This window comes from Mycobacterium sp. NTMscope_MAC_269, from assembly GCF_976985695.1.
The window spans coordinates 4,000,127-4,020,056 of sequence record NZ_OZ335668.1 but is presented as its reverse complement, the minus strand read 5'-3'; the positions used below and the strand labels follow the sequence as shown (position 1 = coordinate 4,020,056).

The window sequence follows — 19,930 nt, the reverse complement described above, 5'->3', positions numbered from 1 at the left end:
GCTAGCCCTGCGCCAGCTCGGCGACGGGTTGCCATTCCTCCCAGTTGCGGAGCCGGCTCTCGTAGTCGGTCCTGGCCGTCTCCAGCGGGGACGAGCCGAAGAACACTCGCAGCGGCGGCTTTTCGGCGTCGACCACCTTGAGTAGTGCGGCCGCCGAGGCGGACGGGTCGCCCGGGCTGGCCCACCGCCGGCCGCGTTCGGCCGCAACAACGGCGCGCACGTCGTCGTAGGCCGAAATCGGATCGGCGTGCCTGGCCGACGGGCCCGCCCAGTCCGTGTCGAAGCCGCCCGGCTCGATCAGCGTGACGTGCACACCGAATGGGGCGACCTCCTGGGCCAGCGCCTGCGAAAAGCCTTCCAGCGCCCATTTCGACGCGTGGTAGATGCCGACCAACGGGAACGCGGTGATGCCCCCGATCGAGGACACCTGGATGATGTGGCCGCTGCCCTGCTCGCGCAGATACGGCAGCGCGGCCTGGGTGATCCACAGCGCCCCAAAGACATTGGTCTCGATCTGGTCGCGTGCGTCTTGCTCGGAGAGTTCCTCGATGAACCCGAACTGTCCGTAGCCGGCGTTGTTCACCACGATGTCGAGCCGGCCGAAGTGGTCGTGCGCCTGGGCGACCGCCGCGAAGTCCGCGTCGCGGTCGGTGACGTCCAGTCGGATGGGCAGCAGCGTGTCGCCGTACTCGCGCGCCAAGTCGTCCAGCGACGCCGTATCGCGCGCGGTGGCAGCGACCTTGTCGCCGCGCTCCAGCGCCGCGCTCGCCCACGCCCGCCCGAAACCGCGTGATGTACCGGTGATGAACCACACTTTGTCAGTCACGCAGAGGTGCAACGCTGCTGTCGCCGCGTAATTCCCGAGGGGTACCGTCCGTGTGGTGAGCCGCGCCGAGTTGGACAAGGACCCCCGCGACGTCGCGTCGATGTTCGACGGCGTCGCCCGGCGCTATGACCTGACCAACACCGTGCTGTCGATGGGCCAGGACCGGTACTGGCGCAAGGCCACCCGGGCGGCGCTGGAGATCGGGCCCGGCCAGCGGGTGCTGGACCTCGCCGCGGGCACCGCGGTGTCGACCGTCGAGCTGAAGAAATCCGGGGCGTGGTGCGTGGCCGCCGATTTCTCCGTGGGCATGCTGGCGGCGGGGGCCGCGCGCGACGTGCCGAAGGTCGCCGGCGATGCCACCAGGCTGCCGTTCGATGACGACGTATTCGACGCTGTCACAATCAGTTTCGGGTTGCGCAACGTTGTCGACACCCAGGCCGCGCTGCGCGAGATGGCTCGGGTCACGCGCCCGGGCGGCCGGCTGGTGGTGTGCGAGTTCTCCACCCCCACCAACGCGCTGTTCGCCAAGGTCTACAAGGAGTACCTGATGCGCGCGCTGCCGCGGGTGGCGCGGGCGGTGTCCAGCAACCCCGAGGCCTACGTGTACCTCGCGGAGTCGATCAGGGCGTGGCCCGACCAGGACGGGCTGGCGCAGCAGCTCACCCAGGCCGGCTGGGTGGGGGTGCGGTGGCGCAACCTGACGGGCGGCATCGTCGCCCTACACGCCGGGCACATGCCCGTGCGCTGAGTCGGTTCTAGTGGTTGCCGGCCGCCTGGACGACGTCGATGTGCTCCGGGCAGTAGTGGTCGACCGCCGCGCCGAGGAACTGCAGCGACTGGCCCTCGGAGGTGCCGCGCGGCAGGTTGCGCTGGATGAAGGTCGCGGATTGGTGCGCGTCGTGGTCGACGCCGTGGTCGATGCGGTCGCAGGTGATCTTGCCCAGCCACGCCAGTTGGTCCTGCGGCTGGTAGATGCCGAAGCCGTTGACGGTGTTCTTGAACGGCGCGTCGTAGTCGCTCGGGGGCGACGGCGTGCGCGGGGTCGGGTACGGCGCCGTCGGCGGCGGATCCGCCTGCGCCGGCACGGAGAGCTGCGCCGGCGCGGCCAGCGCGAAAGCAGCAACAGCAGCAGCGGCACCGATAGTAGCCAGCATCGTTCCCTTCATTAGCTGGACTATACACGCCCGGTATGAGGCGCGCCGACAAACGGTGAGCGCCGATCGAGCCTCCCGCCGGGCCCGTCCGCGCCGCCGACCAGGGGCGATGCGCTCAGCTGAACGGCGTGCGGCGGTCGATCAGCCGCGACAACCGGCCGCCGCCCCGCCAGGCGCGCGCCACCCAGTCGGCGTCCTCGTCGGTCACCAGGTTGGCCATCACCCGCACCGCGATGGTCATCAGCGTCGTCGAGCGCATCGCGATCGGCCCGGTCGCGGGCAGGAATCGCTGAAAGGTCAGCAGCAGGGCCAGCCTGCGCGCCACCGAGAAGCCGCGACCGTAGTGCTGCCGCAGCAGCGACGGCCACACCTGCGACAGGTCTTGAGACAGGCCACAGCCGTCCAGCAACTCAGACGCCAGCCGGCCCGTCTCCAGCCCGTAGTCGATGCCTTCGCCGTTGAGCGGGTTCACGCACGCCGCGGCGTCGCCGATCAGCATCCAGTTGGGCCCGGCCACCCCGGACACCGCGCCACCCATCGGCAGCAGCGCCGACGACACCGCCCGGGGCGAGCCAGAAAAGCCCCACTCGTCGCGGCGCAGGTCGGTGTAGTAGTCGATCAGCGGCCGCAGCGCCAGATCCGCCGGCCGCTTCGACGTCGACAACGCCCCGACGCCGATGTTCACCTCGCCGTTGCCGAGCGGGAAAATCCAGCCGTAGCCGGGCAGCACTTTGTCCTTGGAGCCGTCGGGTCCGCGGAGCTCCAGATGCGAGGTCAGCCAGGGGTCGTCGGCGCGCGGCGTGCTCAGGTACCCGCGGGCGGCGACGCCGTACACCGTCTCCTGATGCCACCGCCGGCCGAGCTTGCGCCCCAGCGACGAACGGGCGCCGTCGGCCACGATCAACTGGCGGCATTCGACGTCGGTGCCGTCGGCCAGGGTCAACGACGTCACCCTGCCCGATGAGTCATGTTGCACCCCAACGGCTTTGGTTCCGAGTAGCATTCGCGCCCCGGAATCCTCGGCGACTTTGCGGATGCGGTCGTCCAGCTCGACGCGGGCCACCGCGCTGCCGGTCGACGGGAAGGAGGGGCCGGGCCAGTCCACTTCCACCTCGCCGCCGAACCCGCTCATCCGCAGGCCCCGGTGCCGGATGCGGGTGTCCAGCCAGTCCCCGAGGCCCAGGCGTTCGCACTCGGCGACCGCGCGCGGGGTCAGGCCGTCACCGCACGCCTTGTCGCGGGGAAAGCTCGCCGAATCGATGACCAGGACGTCGTGGCCCGCGCGCGCAGCCCAGGCCGCCGCCGCCGAACCGGCCGGTCCGGCGCCCACGACCACCACCTGGGCTCGGGTCGCTCCCGTCTTCATGCACACCAGTATGTTTGGTGCCGTGAATACTCCGGCGACGGTGGTGGCGGGCGTTGATCTCGGCGACGCGGCCTTCGCGGCGACGGTGCGCGATGGTGTCGGGCGGATCGAGCAGCTCATGGACACCGAGCTGCGCAGCGCCGATGAGATCATGACCGAGTCGCTGACCCATTTGTTCAAGGCCGGCGGCAAGCGGTTCCGCCCGCTGTTCACCGTGTTGTCGGCGCAGCTGGGACCGAATCCCGACGCCGCGGACGTGACGATCGCCGGTGCCGTGATCGAGCTGGTGCACCTGGCCACGCTGTATCACGACGACGTGATGGACGAGGCCGAGGTCCGCCGCGGCACGCCCACCGCGAACGTGCGGTGGGGCAACAACGTCGCGATCCTGGCCGGGGACTATCTGTTCGCCACCGCGTCGCGGCTGGTGTCGCGGCTGGGGCCCGAGGCGGTGCGGCTCATCGCCGAGACCTTCGCCCAGCTGGTGACCGGGCAGATGCGCGAGACCCGCGGCCTGACGGGGGCGGCCGAGGGGGCGGACCCGATCGAGCACTACCTCAAGGTGGTGTACGAGAAGACCGCGTGCCTGATCGCCGCAGCGGGCCGCTTCGGAGCGATGTTCTCCGGCGCCGACGCCGACCAGGTCGAGCGGCTGAGCCGCCTCGGCGGCATCGTGGGCACCGCCTTCCAGATCTCCGACGACATCATCGACATCGATAGCGACTCCCACGAGTCGGGCAAGCTGCCCGGCACCGACGTGCGCGAGGGCGTGCACACCCTGCCGATGGTCTATGCGCTGCGCGAACCCGGCCCCGACGCGGCGCGGCTGCGCGAGCTGCTCGTCGGGCCCATCGACGACGACGCGGTGGTGGCCGAGGCGCTGGCGCTGCTGAGGGCGTCGGCGGGCATGGCCAAGGCCAAGCAGTCGCTGCAGGACTACGCGGCGCAGGCACGCCGAGAGCTGGCCCTGTTGCCCGACGTGCCCGGCCGCCACGCGCTGCAGACGCTGGTCGACTACACCATCAGCCGGCACGGCTAGCGGGCTCGGAACTCCTCGAGCCGTTCCGGGCGTTCAATAGTCGACAATGAAACGACTGTTCCGGAGTGTGCTCCGATATGTCCTAGGAGGACATCGATGACCTGGCATCCGCACACCAACAGGCTCAAGACCTTCGCCCTGTTGGTCGGCATGTCCGCGTTGATCGTGTTCGTGGGCTCGCTGTTCGGCAAGACCGCAATGTTTCTCGCGGTGCTGTTCGCCATCGGCATGAACGTCTATACGTACTACAACAGCGACAAGCTGGCGCTGCGCGCGATGCACGCGCAGCCGGTCTCCGAGCTGCAGGCGCCGGCGATGTACCGGATCGTTCGGGAGCTGGCCACCGCCGCGCACCAGCCGATGCCGCGGCTCTACATCAGCGACACCAATGCGCCCAACGCGTTCGCGACCGGCCGCAATCCGCGCAACGCCGCGGTGTGTTGCACCACCGGCATTTTGGGCATCCTCACCGAGCGCGAGCTGCGCGCCGTGCTGGGACACGAACTCTCGCACGTCTACAACCGCGACATCCTGATCTCGTGCATCGCCGGCGCGATGGCGTCGGTGATCACCGCGCTGGCCAACATGGCCATGTTCGCCGGCATGTTCGGGGGCAACAACCGCGACGGCGAGAATCCCTTTGCGCTGCTGTTGGTTTCGTTGTTGGGCCCGATCGCCGCGACGGTCGTGCGCCTCGCGGTATCCCGGTCGCGCGAATACCAGGCGGACGAATCGGGCGCGGTGCTGACCGGTGACCCGCTGGCGCTGGCGTCGGCCCTGCGCAAGATCTCCGGCGGGGTCCAGGCCGCCCCGCTTCCGCCCGAGCCCCAGCTCGCCAGCCAGGCGCACCTGATGATCGCCAGCCCGTTCCGGGCCGGCGAGCGGATCGGGTCGCTGTTTTCGACGCACCCGCCGATCGAGGACCGCATCCGCCGGCTGGAGCAGATGGCCGGGCGGTAAACGCCGCGTGCACATCGCCCGAACCGCACGTAACATCGAGGTTAGCTGTAGTCCTTGGGCTGACCGTTGATGAAAGCGGTGATTGCGATGTCGGACTCGAATTCGATCGATATTCACGAAGCTGGGCTGGCGCTGAACCTGCCCGACTTGATTTTCGAAACCCGTGCCGGTGCCGGGATGAACCAGGAGCAACTGGCGCAGGCACTCGGCACCACCCGGGAGGCCGTGGCGGCGTGGGAGAGCGGTGACGAGGTGCCGCGCGTCGACGTGCTGCAGCACCTGGCGGAGGTGTGCGGCAAGCGGCTGCACATCAGGATCGACGTCGACTGACCGGACGGCGCGCCGCGCGCAATTAGGCGGCGGCTCCGGGCCTTTGCGCTTCGACCAGCGGTTCGGCCGCGGTGCGGTGACCCGTTTCGACCACACCCCGGATGTGAACGGTCCCGCCCGTCGCCTCGTGCTGACGCTGCCAATCGGTAATCGCTTGGTGCGCAGCGTGATCGAGGTAATGCACCGAGATGACCACCGTCACCGTCGCCCCCTGCGGAACCGAGGCCAGCATCCGCGTTAGCCTCGGTAGCGCCAGGAAGGTGCAGGCCGCGCCCTCGATGACGATCCGCCATTCGTCGTCAACCGGCTCCGCCTCGATCTTGGCCCGGATCACCCGCCATCCGGTGAGCGCGATGGCCAGCGCGAGCCCGATCAGCACGCCGTGCAGCAGGTTGAGGAAGACGACGCTGACGGCCGTCACCACGTACACCGCGAGATCGCCGTGCTTCATTGCGGTTTCGATGTGGGCCGGTTTGAGCAGCTGGATGCCGATGACGATTAGCAGGCCGGCGAGCGCGGCGGTGGGGATCTGTTCGACCAGCCCGGCGAACGGGATGGTGAACAGCAGGATCCAGACCCCGTGCATGATCGCGGACGCCCGGGATTTGGCGCCCGCGTTGACATTTGTGGAGCTGCGGACGATGACCCCGGTGATCGGCAGCCCGCCGACGGTCCCGGAGATGATGTTGGCGGCGCCCTGTCCCACCAACTCGCGGTTGAAGTCGGTGCGCGGCCCGTTGTGCATCCGGTCGACCGACACCGCTGACAGCAGGCTCTCGACGCTGGCGATGAGCGCGACGGTGATCACTCCGATGGTGAACGCGCCCCAGTTGCCGTGGGGGAGGTCGGGCAGCCGCAGCGCGTCCAGCGGTGACCCCTCGAGGTCGATCCGGCGCACGTGGAATCCGAAGACGACCGAGATCACCGTGACCGCCACGATGGCGACCAGGGGACCCGGAACGCGGCGCGCCTTGGCGGGCACCCACCGCCAGGCGACCAGTATGACGATCACGAGGACGCCCAGGATCACCCCGGGCCGGTGCGCACCGACGATCTGACCCGGCAGGCCGATCAGGTTGTGCCAGGCCGTGCTCTTGGACTTTCCGCCCAGCAACACGTGCGCCTGTTGCAGCGCGATCGTGATGCCGATGCCGGCCAGCATGGCGTGCACGACGACCGGCGAAATCGCCAGGGCGGCGCGCGCCACGCGGCTGAGCCCCAGCCCGACCTGCAGGGTTCCGGCGGCGACGGTGATCAAACACGTGATGCCCCAACCGAACTCGGCAACGAGGCCGGCGACGACGACGGTCAGCCCGGCCGCGGGACCGCTGACTTGCAGCGGGGACCCGCCCAGGGCGCCGACGACGATGCCCCCGACGATCGCGGCGATCAGGCCGGCGAGCACCGGGGCGCCCGAAGCGATCGCAATGCCCAGCGACAGGGGGAGCGCGACCAGGAAGACCACCAGCGAGGAGGGCAGGTCATGCCGGATGACGCCGCGCCACCGGTCGGCGCGCGGCGCGGTGGGGAGCCGATCGCCCGCCGTTTGCATGTCTTGCATCGGTCCCGTCCCTCGGTGGGAGTTTGCGGGGGATGTTCCGATATCCGCCGCGTCTCGCGGCCAGTTACATCTTCGTAACGGGTTGGCGTGCAGCGGATTACATTCGGATGACCCGGGGGAGCGCAACCGGAAAACCGCTGACTACCTGGTCTGACGGTATTTTGCTGGCAAACACCGGTCAAGCCGACGTGGCCGGCCCATAGAGAACGCAAAGATTTGAATTTGGCCAGTGCAAGTGGCCCAGGTCAGAAGCCCGCGCCGTGCACCTCGTGGCCGGGCACCTCGGCGATCAGGCCGCGGTAGGCCTCCTCGACCGACGAGCTGTGGTTGATCACGGCGTCGACCTCCCGGGCGATCGGCATGGTGAGCCCGAACTCGTTGGCGAACTCCATGATCACGCTGGCGGCCTTGACGCCCTCGGCGACCTGGTTCATCGAGGCGATGATTTCGTCGATCGGCTTGCCCGCCCCCAATTGCTCACCGACGTGGCGGTTGCGGCTGCGCTGGCTGGTGCACGTGACGATCAGGTCGCCCAGCCCCGCCAGCCCCGGGAAGGTGTCGGGGTCCCCGCCCACCGCGACGCCCAGCTTCGTCATTTCCCGCAGCGCGCGGGCGATGACGAGCGCGCGGGTGTTTTCGCCGATGCCCAGCGAGTAGCCCATGCCGACGGCGATGGCGAACACATTTTTCAGCGCCCCGGCCATCTCCGCCCCGATGACGTCGTCGGTGGTGTAGACGCGGAAGCGCCGGGTGCGGAACAGACCGGACAGTCGCGTCGCCAGATGCTGGTCGGGCATGGCCAGCACCGCGGCGGCGGCGTAACCCTCGGCCACCTCGCGCGCGATGTTCGGCCCGGCCAGGATGCCCGCGGGGTGCCCGGGCAGCACCTCCTCGACGATCTGGGACATTCGCATGTTGGTGCCCTGCTCGAGCCCTTTGACCAGCGACACCACCGGCACCCACGGCCGCAGTTCCCTGGCCAGTTCGGTGAGCACCCCGCGGAAGCCGTGCGAGGGCACGCCCATGACGACGACGTCGGCCGAGTTGGCCGCCTCGGCGAAGTCGGTGGTGGCGCGCAGGGTCTCGCTCAGCACCACGTCGTTGCCGAGGTAGCGGCTGTTGCGGTGGTTGTCGTTGATGTCGGTGGCGGTCTCCTCGGAGCGCACCCACTGCAGCGTCGGCCCGCGGCGCGCGCAGATTGAGGCCACGGTGGTGCCCCAGGAACCGCCACCGAGGACAACGACTTTGGGTTCGCGCTTCTCAGATGCCATGGCGATCAGCGTATTGCCGACATCTGGGTTTTAGAAGCAGTTCACGAACTCCCGTGCGCCCTATCCGGCCAGCGCGGTGCGGTCGGCGGCGCGGCCGAACACCATCGCCTCCTCGATGCGATCGAAGCGGTAGTCGATCGCGTCGGCGAGATAGTTCTGCCGCACATTCCACGGTCGCTTGGTGCCCGACTTGGGCAGCGCGTGCACCGAGCGCAGCACGTAGCCGGCGTTGATGTCCCACGACGGCTTCTCGGTCATCGGCTCGTTGCCGCGATGCGGGGCGGCGCGTGTGAAGCCGTGAGAGGTCATGTGTTCCATGAGTTTTGCCGTCGCGCGGGCGGTGATGTCGGCCCGCAGCGTCCACGACGCGTTGGTGTAGCCCACGCACCAGAACAGGTTCGGCACGTCTTCGAGCATGTGCGCCTTGTAGACGAAGCGGTCGCTGGTCTTGATTTCGTTGCCGTCCAGGCTGATCGTGGCCCCACCGAGCGCCTGCAGCTGCAGGCCGGTGGCGGTGACGATGACGTCGGCGTCGAGATGCCTGCCGGATTTGAGTGCGATGCCGGTCGCATCGAAGTGGTCGATGTGGTCGGTGACCACGTCGGCTCGCCCCGCGCTGATGGCCTCGTACAGGTCGGCGTCGGGGATCAGGCACATCCGCTGGTCCCACGGGTTGTACCGCGGCTTGAAGTGGGTGTCGACGTCGTAGCCGGCCGGCAGGCTGTTGATCGCCTTGCGGCGCAACAGCCACCGCACGAACCCCGGCGCCTTGCGGGACAACGCGAAGAACACCGCCTCGGTCAGCGCGCTGTACATGCGGACAACGAGGTGAGCGGGCTTGCGGGGCAACAGTTTCCGAGAGACGGCGGCGACCGTGCCGTACTTGGATGCCGAGATGAGATAGGTGGGCGAGCGCTGCAGCATGGTCACCTGCGCGGCGCGGTCCGACAGCGACGGCAGCAGCGTCACCGCGGTCGCCCCGCTGCCGATCACCACGACCTTCTTGCCGGCGTAGTCGAGGTCCTCGGGCCAGTGCTGGGGGTGCACCACCGTGCCCTTGAACTCCTCGATGCCCGGGAAGTCGGGGGTGTAGCCCTCGTCGTAGTTGTAATAGCCGCTGCCGAAGAACAGGAAGCGGGCGCGGTAGAGCTTGCGCGTCCCGTCCTGTTCGACGGTGACGGTCCAGGTGTCGGTCGCGGAGTCCCAGTTCGCCGAGCGTACGTAGCTGTTGAACCGGATGTGGCGGTCGATGCCGTACTTGCGCGCGGTGGTACTCAGGTACTCGCGGATGTGCACGCCGTCGGCCACGCCCTCCTCACGGGTCCACGGCTCGAACGGGAAGGACAGTGTGAAGATGCTGCTGTCGGAGCGCACCCCGGGGTAGCGGAACAGGTCCCACGTTCCGCCGATCTGCGCGCGCCGCTCCAGGACGGCATATGTCAGCTGGGGATTGCGTTCGGTGATCCGGTAGGCCGCGTCGATGCCGGAGATGCCGGCGCCGACGATGATGACGTCGAAGTAGTCGGTCTCGGTCGCGCCGGGGCCGGCGGCCTCCTGGGGAGTCACGGTCATCGTGAACCTCGCTCAAATTGTGGGACTCGTCACTAGCGTAGAGACCCACCGGTTGGTCGGGCTAGTAACTGGCGAATCCGCATTAACAACGCGCGAGCGGGGACTCGCCTTTGGACCGCGAGCGTAACCGCACCGCGAAAAAACACGCCGGAACCCGCAGTGCCGTTACGCTCGCGCCGCGGGGATCACCGGTAGTTGACGAACTGCAGCGCCACGTCCAGGTCGGCCTGCTTCAGGAGCGATTGAACGGCCTGCAGGTCGTCACGCTTTTTGCTGGTGACCCGGATTTCGTCGCCCTGGATCTGGGTCTTGACGGATTTGGGGCCGTCGTCGCGGATCAGCTTGGTGATCTTCTTGGCGTTCTCGCTGCTGATGCCCTGCTTGAGGGACCCGCTGACCTTGTAGCTCTTGCCGGAGGCCTGCGGTTCGCCGGCGTCGAAGGCCTTCATGGAGATGTCGCGGCGGATCAGCTTCTCCTTGAAGACGTCGATGGCCGCCTTGACGCGTTCCTCGGTGGACGACGTCAGCTCGATAGCCTCCTCACCCTTCCAGGCGATCGTGGTGTCGGTGCCGCGGAAGTCGAACCGGGTGGCCAGCTCCTTGGCGGCCTGGTTGAGCGCGTTGTCGACCTCCTGGCGATCCACTTTGCTGACAATGTCGAACGATGAGTCCGCCATGCGTTCCGTCCCTTCATCCGGTGATAGGCATTTGTGCTTTGTCTACCCGCTCGTTGTAACCTGTCTGGCGGCAGGTTGCCCGAGCGGCCAATGGGAGCGGACTGTAAATCCGTCGCGAAAGCTTCACAGGTTCGAATCCTGTACCTGCCACCACAGTTTTTTGTAGGGCCGCGGCTGCCCGCAACCGGTGCGTTTGGTTTGCTCTGCGCCCGCGTCCCGCTCGCCAACCAGCACCGCCGCCGCCGTTGTGCGACACGTGCGCAATTTCTACAAACTCGTTGTAAAAATTTGCGCCTCGCCAGTGTGGCGGATGCCGGGGCGGGTATCTCTGTGACAGCGCGATTTCTAGGGGGCGACATGTCTATCAGTCCCGCCACCATCTCAGTACTCCGCGAGTGCCGCACGGCACTGACGACCGCGCGCGAATCGGCCCTCTCCGCGCAGACCGGCCTGGTCGGCGTCCGCAAGGCCCGCGCCGCCGAGCTGGCCGAGAAGATCGCCGATGCCATCGCTTTCGCCGACCGGCTTTGCTTCGTCGTCCAATGCGACCTGCGCGCCGGGCAGTGAGGTCTGCGGATGAAACGCCTCCCCACAACACTTTTCACACCGGCGCCGCGGCAGTGACCGGGCCAGGCACCCTCCCGGTTCGACTCCTCCAACCCATCGACCGGGAGGGTGTCTTCTGCCCGTAGCCGCGTCGACCGCGCGGTTCAGGCGGGGTGCAGGCTGACCGGTATCCCCGAGTAACGCACCATGCCGGTCACCACGTCGATGTCGTCCTTATTGGTCAGGTGGTTGACGTTGGCGACGTGGTGGCCGTGCGGGATCGACACCGCCCCGCGGCGGATGGAGCCGTCGACCTTCGCGATGCCGGTCAGTTCGCCGTTCGCGCTGCGGACGGTCACCTTCTGCCCGTCGGCGACTCCCGCGTCGGCGCCGTCCTGGGGATGGATGAGGATCTCGGGGGCTTCCCCGAGGAAATCGAGCTGCCCGTTGAGCTTTCGGCGCTGCCGGCGCGGCACCATCACCAGCGGCGCGGGCGGTTCCAGCCCCGCGAGTTGGTCCACCAGCAGCGGCGGCGCCAGCCGCCAGCCGCCCATCCGCGCGACGTGCTCGTCGACCCACGGCGCCGGCAGCTCGCGCGGGGCTTCGGCCCACCCCACGGCCGCCACCTCGTCGAATCTCGTTCGGGCGCCGGCCAATAGGACGGCCAGCACGTCGTCGTCGGTGCTGCTGTCGGGGTCGCCGAGACTGCCGAGCTCGTAGCCCAGCCGGCGGCCGAGTTCGGCGAACACCCACCACATCGAGCGCCGTTCGCCGACCGGTTCGACGACGGCCGGGCTGTATTGCACCGACACATGCGAACTCAGGATGTCGTGGATGGTGATGTCGGGCCGTTCCAGCGGGTCCTTGGTGGGCAGGACGTGGGTGGCCAGCTCGGTGGTCTCGTTGTCGATGATCTCGGTGGTGGCGAACAGCTCGAGGCTCTGCAGGGCCGGCACCAGCTTGCCGGTCTCGGGGAAGCTGGTGACCAGGCTGCCGCCGACATTGATCAAGGCGCGGATGTTGCCGGCGGCGATCTCGTCGGGCAGCACCGCGCAGGGCCACTCGTTGATGAACGCCCGCGCCTCGGGGCGGCTGCGCGGCCCCGGACCGAACGAACCCTCGATCGGCGTGACGGGCAAGAACTCGCCGAAAGTTTCGAGCTGGTAGGCGAATCCGGGGTGAAACCACGTCCCGCCAGGCCGGTTCATCGCGCCGGTGAGGATCATCAGCACCCACGCGAGCCACTGCGTGACGTTGGCGCGCTCGGCGGTCATCGTGACACCGGTGCCGGTTTCGACCGCGACGCACTTGGCGGCACGCACCCCGGCGCACAGCCGGACCAGATCGGCCTCGGCGACATCGGCCAGCGTCGCGGTGTGTTCGAGCGTGAACGGCTCGACCGCACGCGCCAGCGCGTCGATACCCTGCACGGGTACATCGGATTTCATTCCGTCGCGCAGGATTTCGCGCACCAAGTAGGCGAGCACCGCGTGGTCGGTGCTGGGTCGCGGCGCCAGGTGGGCGGTGGCCAGCCGGGCGGTCTCGGTGCGGCGCGGATCGATCACCCACACCTGCCCGCGTCGCGCGATCTCGCGGACCGTGCCGGTCGGGTTGGGCATCGAGATCGCATGCCCATGCGACACAACGGGATTGACGCCGACGAGCATCAGGAAGTCGGCGTCGTCCAGGTCGGTCCGGCCGGACAGCCCCATGAACCCGCCCACCAGATCCGAGACCAGGGGCTTGGCGGTGCCGTCGATGGTCAACGGGCTGAACTTGGCCGGTGTGCCGATCGCGGCGTGCAGGGCCTCGGCCATGCGGAAGCCGGCGCTTTCCATCGTGGAGAAGTAGAACGCGACCGATTCGGGCCCGTGGCGGTCGATGATGTCCTTCAGCCGCGCGCCCAGGTCGTCCAGGCAGGCGTCCCACGTGGTGTCCCGCAACCGGCCGTCCACCCGCATCCTGGGGCGTTCGAGCCGGTCGGGGTGGTGATGCAGCAGCGGCAGGGCGCGACCCTTCGGGCAGGTGTAGCCGCGCGAGAAGGGATGGTCCTGATCGCCGCGGACGCGGACCACCTCGTCGCCGTCGACGTCGACGAGGATGCCACAGACGGACGTGCAGACGCGGCAGAAGCTACGCACCGTTTGCATACTTGGGCAACGTACTCTCGCGATTCGAGAACGCCTATCGCATTTTCGAGAATGGCGGCACATTTTTAGCCAATGTCGCTCTCGCTGGGCCTGCTGCTGCGCTGGAAGCCAGGGCGCTGCCCGAGCAGTGGGGCATGCGGGGACCGCACAAATACATCACCCGCGCGCTGTGCGTCGTGATCATCGGCTTCGGCCTGTGCGTGGTTCCCGCGGACCCTCGGCTGGATCTGAGCTCGGCTGACGGTCAGAACCAGGGCCCGGGGTAGTGGCCATCCTGGTCCTGCACCATGACGATCTCCTTGCACTCGCCATTGGACGACGGCGCGGTCTCGCTGCGACACACCAGCGTCCAGCCGGATAGCCGCTCGAAAGGGCGTGTCGACCAGCCGGACGCGACGGGATCCGTTTTGGACAGGGCGATTACCGAGAAGGTCCCACCGGTGCCGGTGACGTAGAGGTGGTCTTCGAAGAACGCCAGCTTGGAAATCGATAGCTTCTTGGCCTCGTCGCGACTCTTGAGGAAGTCCCACTGTTGGCTGCGCAGGTTCCACACTCCGAAGCCAAAGGAGGAGTTGTCCGAATTGTGGCCGTCGACAAAGAGCTTCCCGCCGGACAAGACCGCGGTCAGCCCGCCGCCGGAAATCCGATCCGAATCGCCGATCCGGATGACGGACTTCGTGTCGAGGTCATAGAACATCGTCGACACCGCCGCGGGGGTGTGCGACTCCCGATGGGTGATCTGCACCAGTTTATTTGGGCCATCGGTCAATTCGGCGTCCACGGATTGGGCGTCGTTGTCCTGATAGATCGACTCCCCGTTCGGACGGCGCAGCTCGGCCCCCGACGGCTTGCCGGGCTCGGTGTTGCGCTGAAACGCAAGGACGTCCTGCCATACCCGGGCGGGCTGGGGGTCGTCCCACATGATCGACAGGTCGGCGCCGGACAGGACCACGGTTCGGGGCGGGGATGCGGCGGTGTGGCCGTCGGTGAAGGCGTTCACCCACGCCACACCCGAGGCGGTCGGGGCCAGTCCCCATTCCTTCGGCGCGGTCAACGTCAAACCGGGCGCCGGCGGCTGCAGTTCTTTGGTGGCGACTTGGCGGCCCGACGCCCAGTCGTAGGAATACGCGGTGGTTTTTGAGATTTCGGGCGCCGGGGTCTGGGCGGGCTTGACGGTGCTGACCACGTAGACGACCTTCATGTCGGTGGCTGCGCCGGACAGCGCGCACATGGCGCCGGTCAGGTTCTCGCCGGCGGCGATCGCGGGGATGGCCGGCGCGACGTACTGCCCCGTCTTCGGGTCGAAGATTTTCGGCCGGATGTCGTCGAGCGCGGATTTGCCGGCCGAAAAAACCTGCGGGCAACCGAAATACGCCGTGCCGCCGTAGCTTTTCCAATCCTTTTCCAGCGGTCCTGTGATCGGGGCGGGTCCCGCGGCCGCGCGGTTTTTCGACGCCGACGCCGATGTCGGCGCGGTGGGGGTCAGCGGCGGCGCCGAGACGGTTTCCGAACAGGACGAGGCGGCCAGGCAGGCGACCGTCGCGACCGCCGGTCCCCAGGTTGCGCGCATCGAAAACCCCCATGACGTTCGTGTAACCCCAGGAGCGTAAAGCCGCCCCGACGCCGCCGCGACTCGGCGGGATGACCAAGGATCGCGGCGGCTGGTCGCATTGGCGGTGTGAAGGCGTGGCGTTTGGTGTGAAGCCACGGCTTTCGGTGTGAAGCCACGGCGGCGCGATACGGCGTGTCGTCGCCCTGAGCGCACAGTCAAAGCCGTGGATTCACACTCGGCGCCCTGAGCGCACACTCGGCGCCCACAGCACCCTCGACGCCCTGAGCGCACACTCCGCGTCGGCAACTAGCGGTCGAACTCCAGGGGCAGGCTCAGCGGGCCGCTCAGGGTTCCCATCGGCTTCCACGGCGCCGGCCCGGCGACGCGCGGATTGCGCAGGCGGGCGGTCAAGACGGTCAGCGCCTCGGCGATCTCGCGCCTGGCCAGGTTGGCGCCCAGGCAGTAATGCGCGCCGCCGCCGAACGTCAGGATGGGCGGAGCGCCCTCGCGGGTGATGTCGACGCGGTCGGGGTCGTCGTAGACCGTGGGGTCGCGGTTTGCCGCCCCGGTGTTCAGCAGCACCATCGTGCCGGCGGGGAACACGTAGCCGTCGACGTCGGCGTCCTCGGCCACCAGCCGCAGCGTCCCGCACACGATCGGCGAGTGGCGCATGGTCTCCTCGACGGCACGCATCGCCAGCTCGGGCCGCCGCCGCAACAGCTCCCACTGCGGCGGATGCTGACACAGCAGGTGCACCGAGGCCGCGACCTGATTGCGGGTGGTGTCCGTCCCGGCCAGCAGCAGCCCGCCGGCGAGCATCCGCAGTTCGGCGGCGTTGAGGCGGTCGCCCTCGTCCTCGGCGCGAATGAGGTCGGACAGCAGGTCATCGGTCAGGCTGTGCCGGCGCCGGGCGACCATCTCGTCGACGTAGGCGTCGAGCTCGCGCCACGCACGCATCACGACGGGCTCGACCTCGGTGAGGTCGACGGTGAAGCTGAACGCCTTGAAAACGTCGTCCGCCCACAGTGAGAACCGTTGCCAATCCTCGCGGGGCGCACCGAGCAACGCGCAGATGATCGGGACGGGATACGGGCGCGCGATGTCGGTGACCACGTCACAGCGCCCGGCCTCGGCCACCTGATCGACCAACCCGTTCAGCACGCCGACCATGGTGTCGTGCAGGCGCAGGGTGGCCTTCGGCGTGAACGCCTTGGAGGTCAGGCTGCGCAGCCGGTGGTGCTCGGCGCCCTCGAGGCACAGCAGGCTGTTCACGACCTTGTCCCACAGCGGGCCCGAAGTGATGCCCTGGACAAGGAGATTCAGGCCGGGCGGGATCTGGAATCGCGTATCCCGCAGCACGGACCGGACCATGTGGTAGCCGAGCACCTCGGGGCCGTGCGGTCCCAGCGCGACGGGCGCATGCCGTTGCGCCTCTCGCAGGCGCGGGTAGATCTGGGCGGGGGTTTCGTCGTCGCGGTAGGACAGGATGGGCAGATCGGCATCGAAAACGCTTGGGGGAGCGGCACCGACGGTCATGACGGTCTCCTCATCGATCCCCCACCAACTGCGGACGACTTTCAGACAATGTATGGCCACCGCAGGAGGCTGTCAACGACATTGCGTCTCGGCTCCGGGGAAACGCCATACACCAACAAGAAAATGCATTGCCGCGACGCGCGCGTCGCACCGCTCAATCCTGCGCGCGCAGCCGCACCATCCGCGTCGTCGACGTCTCGTCCAGCTCGACGACATCGGATCGCGAACGCAAGAAATCACTGAATGACCGGAAACCCAAAGACCTTTCGCTGAACGACGGGTCCATGCGCCGCATCTGTGCCTTCACCGCGGAGTTGTGCAGCCAGTCGACGTCGTCTTTCTCCAGGCCGATCTGCAGCGCGCGCGTCAGCAGGGCGGTGGCGGCGGCTTGCGCGTCGGGCGGCTCCGGCTCCTCGGCGTCAGCCGCCTTGGCGCGCCCGCCGCGCCGCTTCGGCGGGTCGGCCTCGGCCGGCGCGGGCTCGCGTTCGAGCGCCGGGACCCCCGGCAGCGCGTCGTACACGACGAACTCCTCGCACGCGGCGGCCAGCGCCCGGCTCGACGCGCCGGCCACCCCGATGCCGACCACGTACCGGCCCAGCCTTTTGCAGCGCTGGGCCAGGGGGATGTAGTCGGAGTCGCCGGCCACGATCACCACGTGGGTCAAATCGGGCAGCCGGAACATGTCCTCGACCGCGTCGACGGCCAGCCGGATGTCGGCGCCGTTCTTGCCGTAGGCCGCGGCGGGGAACAGCTGCACCAGGTCGACCGCGCGGCCCACCAGCTGTCCGCGGTACCCGGCGTTGATATCAGCCGACCAGTCGGCGTAGGCGCGGGTCAGCACCAGGGTCCCGAACGACGACGCGTAGTCAAGGATCGCGCCGACGTCGACCGTCGCTTGGTCCAGCCGCTCGGAATCGAGCCCCTTGGCTTTGTCCTTCTGAAACGAATTCCGCCCGTGAATCTGGTCGTAGCGGGAGATCACGATGTTGTCGAAGTCGAGGTAGACGGCCACGCGGGTCGCAACCGGTTCGGTCATGCACTAGATCATTGCTCAACCGGCGAACATTTGCCCCGACCCCGCGTCGTGAGCAGCACCAAAGCGGGTACACAGCCGCAATGAATGACCTGAAGTTTCTCGAGCTACATGGCGATCGCATCGCCTACCGCGACGACGGTGACGGCGAGGTGCTGCTGCTCATCCACGGCATGGCGGGCAGTTCGGATACCTGGCGATCGGTCATACCGGCCTTGTCGAAGAGGTTCCGGGTCATCGCGCCCGATCTGCTCGGTCACGGCGAGTCGGCGAAGCCCCGCACGGACTACTCGCTGGGCGCGTTCGCCGTGTGGCTGCGGGATTTCCTCGACCAAGTCGGCGTCAGCCAGGCCACCGTGGTCGGTCACTCGCTCGGCGGTGGGGTCGCGATGCAGTTCGTCTATCAACACCCCGACTACGCCAAGCGGTTGATCCTGATCAGCAGCGGGGGGCTCGGTCCCGACGTGGGATGGGTACTGCGGCTGCTCTCCGCCCCCGGAGCGGAACTGGTGCTGCCGATCATCGCGCCGACGCCCGTGCTGTCCGCTGGCAACAAGCTCAGGTCCTGGTTGAGAAGCGCCGGCATCCAGTCGCCGCGCGGGGCAGAGCTGTGGAGCGCCTACTCGTCGTTGTCCGATGGTGAGACGCGGCAGTCTTTCCTGCGAACGCTGAGGTCGGTAGTCGACTACCGAGGCCAGGCGGTCAGTGCGCTCAACAGACTCTCGCTGCGCGAGGACTTGCCGGTCATGGCGATCTGGGGAGAGCGCGACGGCATCATCCCCGTCGACCACGCGTACGCCGCGCACAAGGCTCGTACCGACGCCAGGCTCGAAATCCTGCCCGACGTAGGTCATTTCGCGCAGGTGGAAGCGCCGAACCAGGTGGTGGAGCTGATCGAGGACTTCATCGCCACCGATCGCCGCGATGCGGAGACCAGCCGGCTGCCCTTGTGATCTAGGCGCCCGGCGAAGCAACCCCGCTTATGCGCGGGGCGGTCGTAGAACTGTGGCGATGCGCGCGGTAGTCATATGCCGTAGTCGGGCAGCTCGAAGTCGTCGCGCACGTCACCCGCGAGAAGCCTTGCCATCGGGGCGAAATTCATGGTGCGCAGGGCCAGGTTGCGCAACCACAGCCCGGATCGGGTCCGGGTGGCGAAGAATCCGATGAACCGCGCGGCGCCGGCCTGCTTGCTCTCGATGAAGGGTCGCAGGCGCTTCTCATAGGCGTCGAACGCGCGGCGATGGTCACCCCCGGCGCGCGCGAGTTCGCCGGCCAGCACGTAAGATTCGGTGATCGCCAGGCCGGTGCCCTCGCCGCCGAGCAGCGAAATGCACCCGGCCGCATCCCCCATGAGTAGCACCCGCCCCCGCGACCAGCAGTTCATGTGGATCTGGCTGACGACGTCGAAGTAGAGGTCGCCAACGTCGTCGAGCGCGGCCAGCATGTCGTTGGCTTCCCACCCGCAGTCACGAAACGTGTTGCACAGCTGGGCTTTCGGCGGCACGTCGGTGTCGCCGTGGTCGGCCCGGAAGATGAACAAGAACGTGGTGCGGTCGCCGCGCAGCGCGAAACGCGCCAACTGCCGCCCGGGCGTCGCGTAGGTGACGTAGGCGAGCTCGTCGCGCGGCCGGTAACCGTCGACCACGCAGGCCCCCACCTTGCAGCCCAGGTAGCGCTCGAATTCGCGCTCGGGCCCGAACACCAGGCGGCGCACGTTGGAGTGCAGCCCGTCGGCGCCGATCAACAGGTCGAAATCGCGCGCGGCGCCGCGCTCGAAGCCGAGTCGCACCCCGCCGTCGCGCTCGTCGACGGTGGCGATGCTGTCGCCGAAGACCGTCTCGACCTTGTCCTCGACGGTGGCGTAGATCGCCGCCGCCAGATCGCCGCGCGGCAGGCTGGTGAAGTCGGTGCCGAGCAGGCGGCGAAAGACCCCGACGTCCACGTCCGCCTTGATCTCGCCGCGCGCGCCGACCGAGCGGAGCCGTTCCATCTCGTATCCGGCGGCGCGGATGGGACTTTCGATGCCCATCCGCTTGGCCACCTGGTAGCCGACGCCCCAGAAGTCGATCATGTAGCCGCCGGTGCGGAAGTGGGGCGCCTGCTCGATCAGCGTGGGCGCGTGGCCGGCGCGGTGCAGCCAGTGGGCAAGCGCCGCCCCGGCCACGCCGGCACCGCTGATGGCGATTCTCATGACGCGACGGGGTGGCAGCCTCGGTAATCGACGTGCCAGTGCTTGACGCCGTTGACGAACGACGACCGCAGTCGCTCGGGGTCGCCCAGCGGGGCCGGCGGAAGGTTCGGTGTGGCCATGGGATTTCTCCTCGGCTCCTGGCTACGGACCGCGGCGGTCAGCACGA

Annotated in this window: 19 protein-coding genes, 1 tRNA gene and 1 pseudogene; 8 read left to right on the top strand and 13 right to left on the bottom strand. The window is 68.2% G+C overall.

Going from position 1 to position 19,930, the window contains the following annotated elements; genetic code table 11:
• Position 1 precedes the first annotated feature (1 nt).
• Entirely contained in the window at positions 2 to 826 is an 825-nt protein-coding gene (locus ACZ50Z_RS18965) for an SDR family oxidoreductase (protein ID WP_464484912.1), read from the bottom strand.
• A 55-nt stretch (positions 827 to 881) separates the two neighbouring features.
• Here ACZ50Z_RS18965 and ACZ50Z_RS18960 point away from each other — a divergent pair, with 55 nt between their 5' ends.
• Positions 882 to 1,574: a demethylmenaquinone methyltransferase gene (locus tag ACZ50Z_RS18960; protein WP_464484911.1), complete on the top strand. Its 693-nt coding sequence runs from the start codon at positions 882 to 884 to the stop codon at positions 1,572 to 1,574.
• A 7-nt stretch (positions 1,575 to 1,581) separates the two neighbouring features.
• Here the strand turns inward: ACZ50Z_RS18960 and ACZ50Z_RS18955 are convergent, their stop codons facing one another.
• The gene (locus tag ACZ50Z_RS18955; RefSeq protein WP_464484910.1) at positions 1,582 to 1,992 is read right to left on the bottom strand and encodes a DUF732 domain-containing protein; all 411 of its coding nucleotides are present in this window, start codon (positions 1,990 to 1,992) and stop codon (positions 1,582 to 1,584) included.
• A gap of 103 nt (positions 1,993 to 2,095) precedes the next feature.
• The gene (gene menJ, locus ACZ50Z_RS18950) at positions 2,096 to 3,346 is read right to left on the bottom strand and encodes a menaquinone reductase (RefSeq protein ID WP_464484909.1); all 1,251 of its coding nucleotides are present in this window, start codon (positions 3,344 to 3,346) and stop codon (positions 2,096 to 2,098) included.
• 22 nt (positions 3,347 to 3,368) lie between these two features.
• Between menJ and grcC1 the strand changes: the two genes are divergently transcribed.
• From grcC1 to ACZ50Z_RS18935, 3 genes are all read left to right on the top strand, one after another.
• Positions 3,369 to 4,385 carry a nonaprenyl/(2E,6E)-farnesyl/geranylgeranyl diphosphat synthase gene (grcC1, locus tag ACZ50Z_RS18945; RefSeq protein ID WP_464484908.1) on the top strand — a complete coding sequence of 339 codons (1,017 nt, stop codon included), beginning with the start codon at positions 3,369 to 3,371 and terminating at the stop codon, positions 4,383 to 4,385.
• Between the two features lie 96 nt (positions 4,386 to 4,481).
• On the top strand, positions 4,482 to 5,345 hold the full coding sequence (htpX, locus tag ACZ50Z_RS18940) for a zinc metalloprotease HtpX (RefSeq protein WP_067166923.1): 864 nt from the start codon (positions 4,482 to 4,484) through the stop codon (positions 5,343 to 5,345).
• A gap of 69 nt (positions 5,346 to 5,414) precedes the next feature.
• On the top strand, positions 5,415 to 5,675 hold the full coding sequence (locus ACZ50Z_RS18935) for a helix-turn-helix domain-containing protein (protein ID WP_464484907.1): 261 nt from the start codon (positions 5,415 to 5,417) through the stop codon (positions 5,673 to 5,675).
• Positions 5,676 to 5,697: 22 nt separating this feature from the next.
• Here ACZ50Z_RS18935 and ACZ50Z_RS18930 read toward each other — a convergent pair whose 3' ends face one another.
• The 4 genes from ACZ50Z_RS18930 to ACZ50Z_RS18915 all read right to left on the bottom strand — a co-directional run bounded on the left by ACZ50Z_RS18930 (position 5,698) and on the right by ACZ50Z_RS18915 (position 10,756).
• Positions 5,698 to 7,236: a SulP family inorganic anion transporter gene (locus ACZ50Z_RS18930; protein WP_464484906.1), complete on the bottom strand. Its 1,539-nt coding sequence runs from the start codon at positions 7,234 to 7,236 to the stop codon at positions 5,698 to 5,700.
• Positions 7,237 to 7,481: 245 nt separating this feature from the next.
• Positions 7,482 to 8,507, bottom strand: coding sequence for an NAD(P)H-dependent glycerol-3-phosphate dehydrogenase (locus ACZ50Z_RS18925; RefSeq protein WP_464484905.1), 1,026 nt, complete (start codon positions 8,505 to 8,507; stop codon positions 7,482 to 7,484).
• A 60-nt stretch (positions 8,508 to 8,567) separates the two neighbouring features.
• On the bottom strand, positions 8,568 to 10,079 hold the full coding sequence (locus ACZ50Z_RS18920) for a flavin-containing monooxygenase (RefSeq protein WP_464484904.1): 1,512 nt from the start codon (positions 10,077 to 10,079) through the stop codon (positions 8,568 to 8,570).
• 185 nt (positions 10,080 to 10,264) lie between these two features.
• On the bottom strand, positions 10,265 to 10,756 hold the full coding sequence (locus ACZ50Z_RS18915; RefSeq protein ID WP_464484903.1) for a YajQ family cyclic di-GMP-binding protein: 492 nt from the start codon (positions 10,754 to 10,756) through the stop codon (positions 10,265 to 10,267).
• Between the two features lie 69 nt (positions 10,757 to 10,825).
• On the opposite strand from ACZ50Z_RS18915, the gene ACZ50Z_RS18910 reads away from it, so the two are divergent.
• Positions 10,826 to 10,909 (top strand) — tRNA-Tyr (locus ACZ50Z_RS18910).
• A gap of 204 nt (positions 10,910 to 11,113) precedes the next feature.
• Positions 11,114 to 11,323 (top strand): hypothetical protein, encoded by a 210-nt coding sequence (locus ACZ50Z_RS18905; RefSeq protein WP_464484902.1) that lies wholly within the window; start codon positions 11,114 to 11,116, stop codon positions 11,321 to 11,323.
• Positions 11,324 to 11,466: 143 nt separating this feature from the next.
• Here the strand turns inward: ACZ50Z_RS18905 and ACZ50Z_RS18900 are convergent, their stop codons facing one another.
• On the bottom strand, positions 11,467 to 13,452 hold the full coding sequence (locus tag ACZ50Z_RS18900) for a molybdopterin-containing oxidoreductase family protein (protein ID WP_464484901.1): 1,986 nt from the start codon (positions 13,450 to 13,452) through the stop codon (positions 11,467 to 11,469).
• An 86-nt stretch (positions 13,453 to 13,538) separates the two neighbouring features.
• On the opposite strand from ACZ50Z_RS18900, the pseudogene ACZ50Z_RS18895 reads away from it, so the two are divergent.
• Positions 13,539 to 13,718, top strand: a pseudogene (locus ACZ50Z_RS18895) (hypothetical protein); the annotation flags it as partial.
• Here the strand turns inward: ACZ50Z_RS18895 and ACZ50Z_RS18890 are convergent.
• The 3 genes from ACZ50Z_RS18890 to ACZ50Z_RS18880 form a co-directional block, all read right to left on the bottom strand.
• Positions 13,697 to 15,022: a hypothetical protein gene (locus ACZ50Z_RS18890; RefSeq protein WP_464484900.1), complete on the bottom strand. Its 1,326-nt coding sequence runs from the start codon at positions 15,020 to 15,022 to the stop codon at positions 13,697 to 13,699. The pseudogene ACZ50Z_RS18895 and the gene ACZ50Z_RS18890 overlap by 22 nt on opposite strands.
• Positions 15,023 to 15,310: 288 nt before the next feature.
• Complete coding sequence (locus tag ACZ50Z_RS18885) at positions 15,311 to 16,540, bottom strand: cytochrome P450 (protein WP_464484899.1); 1,230 nt, start codon at positions 16,538 to 16,540, stop codon at positions 15,311 to 15,313.
• Positions 16,541 to 16,694: 154 nt separating this feature from the next.
• Positions 16,695 to 17,576: an NYN domain-containing protein gene (locus ACZ50Z_RS18880; protein WP_464484898.1), complete on the bottom strand. Its 882-nt coding sequence runs from the start codon at positions 17,574 to 17,576 to the stop codon at positions 16,695 to 16,697.
• Positions 17,577 to 17,656: 80 nt separating this feature from the next.
• Here ACZ50Z_RS18880 and ACZ50Z_RS18875 point away from each other — a divergent pair, with 80 nt between their 5' ends.
• Positions 17,657 to 18,526 (top strand): alpha/beta fold hydrolase, encoded by an 870-nt coding sequence (locus tag ACZ50Z_RS18875; protein ID WP_464484897.1) that lies wholly within the window; start codon positions 17,657 to 17,659, stop codon positions 18,524 to 18,526.
• A gap of 71 nt (positions 18,527 to 18,597) precedes the next feature.
• Here the strand turns inward: ACZ50Z_RS18875 and ACZ50Z_RS18870 are convergent, their stop codons facing one another.
• On the bottom strand, positions 18,598 to 19,764 hold the full coding sequence (locus tag ACZ50Z_RS18870; protein ID WP_464484896.1) for an FAD-binding domain: 1,167 nt from the start codon (positions 19,762 to 19,764) through the stop codon (positions 18,598 to 18,600).
• Positions 19,761 to 19,883 carry a hypothetical protein gene (locus ACZ50Z_RS18865; RefSeq protein WP_464484895.1) on the bottom strand — a complete coding sequence of 41 codons (123 nt, stop codon included), beginning with the start codon at positions 19,881 to 19,883 and terminating at the stop codon, positions 19,761 to 19,763. The genes ACZ50Z_RS18870 and ACZ50Z_RS18865 overlap by 4 nt, the downstream gene beginning before the upstream one ends.
• Positions 19,884 to 19,930 lie beyond the last annotated feature (47 nt).